The 594-nt window shown below is 38.2% G+C and carries 1 pseudogene; it reads right to left on the bottom strand.

The features are described 5' to 3' along the window. Positions 1-594: pseudogene (locus tag B3J44_RS15970) on the bottom strand (phosphoribosylformylglycinamidine synthase); the annotation flags it as partial.

The raw sequence follows: 594 nt of genomic DNA, 5'->3' as shown, positions 1-594 counted from the left end.
TTTTCCGTAACCAATTCCACCCGCTTGCATGATTACTTTATCGTAACCAATTTTACGGTTTTCTTCTTCGTGTTCGAAAGTTAAAACAGAACCTGTAATAAGCGGCTGACCAAATTTATTACCGAAATCAGAAGCTCCGTTTGAAGCTTTGATTAAAATATCCATTGGCGTTTGGTACAACCATTTTCTTTCTTCAACAGCATTTTCCCATTTTCTGTCTTCTTTCAAACGAGAGTAAGAAGTCATGTAAACCGCAGTTCCAGCTAATGGCAATGAACCTTGTCCACCAGCCAAACGGTCACGAATTTCTCCTCCAGATCCTGTTGCGGCTCCGTTGAAAGGCTCCACTGTTGTTGGGAAATTGTGTGTTTCGGCTTTTAATGAGATTACCGAATCAAATTCTTTTATTTCGTAAAAATCAGGTTTGTCTGCCGATTTTGGTGCAAATTGCTGCACTTTTGGTCCTTTTACAAAAGCAACGTTGTCTTTGTAAGCAGAAACAATATCGTTAGGATTTTCCTGAGATGTTTTTTTGATTAATTTGAAAAGAGAAGTCTCTTTTTCTTCGCCATCAATTACAAATGTTCCGTTGAA

This window comes from Flavobacterium sp. UBA4854, assembly GCF_002399805.1.
Taxonomy (GTDB): domain Bacteria; phylum Bacteroidota; class Bacteroidia; order Flavobacteriales; family Flavobacteriaceae; genus Flavobacterium; species Flavobacterium ginsengisoli.
This window is presented reverse-complemented; position numbering and strand designations above follow the sequence as displayed.